A 548-nucleotide genomic window follows, 5' to 3' on the forward strand; every position below is an offset into this window, starting at 1 on the left:
CAACTATCACGGCGTGTCGTCCTTTGGGTACCTTTTGGGCAATCAATGCTAAGTGTTTTTCCATCACATCCATATTCATGATTGGCGCTATTAATGCCTCGGTATCTCCTGTTGCAGGGCAAACAACACCAAAAAGATAAGCATAGCTTAACCGCTCTTGGTCTTGTTCCTTTTGTTGCCCAGAGCCTTGTCGTTGTATTCTGCTCTCCAAAGCGTGCTTCATCTTGAAACCACACATCTACATATTTAAGGTTGACATTCCACGGGATCGTACGGATCATTTCCATTTCGAATTTTTTTAAAAGCTTTTTGTACTTCATCTGATTGCTTCGGGTGCCTTGACAGACTCGTTATCCATGAGAAGCCTAGCTGATGTAAAAGCCGATAAATATTATCAACTGAATAGTCGACTTTAAATTCTTTAGTAATATAAGCAACAAGTGTTTGTGCTTTGAGCCTTCCGCCTTTGGGTTTAATACTATTATCATGAATGTACTGGCTTAGTTGGGAGAGCTGTTGTTCATTTAGATTACAAGGTCGTCCAGAGC

General features: G+C 40.9%; 1 protein-coding gene and 1 pseudogene. Both read right to left on the minus strand.

All coding sequences use genetic code 11. From position 1 onward, the window contains the following. Nucleotides 1-223, minus strand: a pseudogene (locus tag H4J41_RS00035) (IS630 family transposase); the annotation flags it as partial. 23 nt (nt 224-246) lie between these two features. Further along, nucleotides 247-548 (minus strand): winged helix-turn-helix domain-containing protein (locus H4J41_RS00040; RefSeq protein ID WP_182134712.1); only part of this gene is annotated, 302 nt, incomplete at its 5' end.

Source organism: Colwellia sp. MB3u-45 (assembly GCF_014077005.1).
In the GTDB taxonomy this organism is placed as follows: domain Bacteria; phylum Pseudomonadota; class Gammaproteobacteria; order Enterobacterales; family Alteromonadaceae; genus Cognaticolwellia.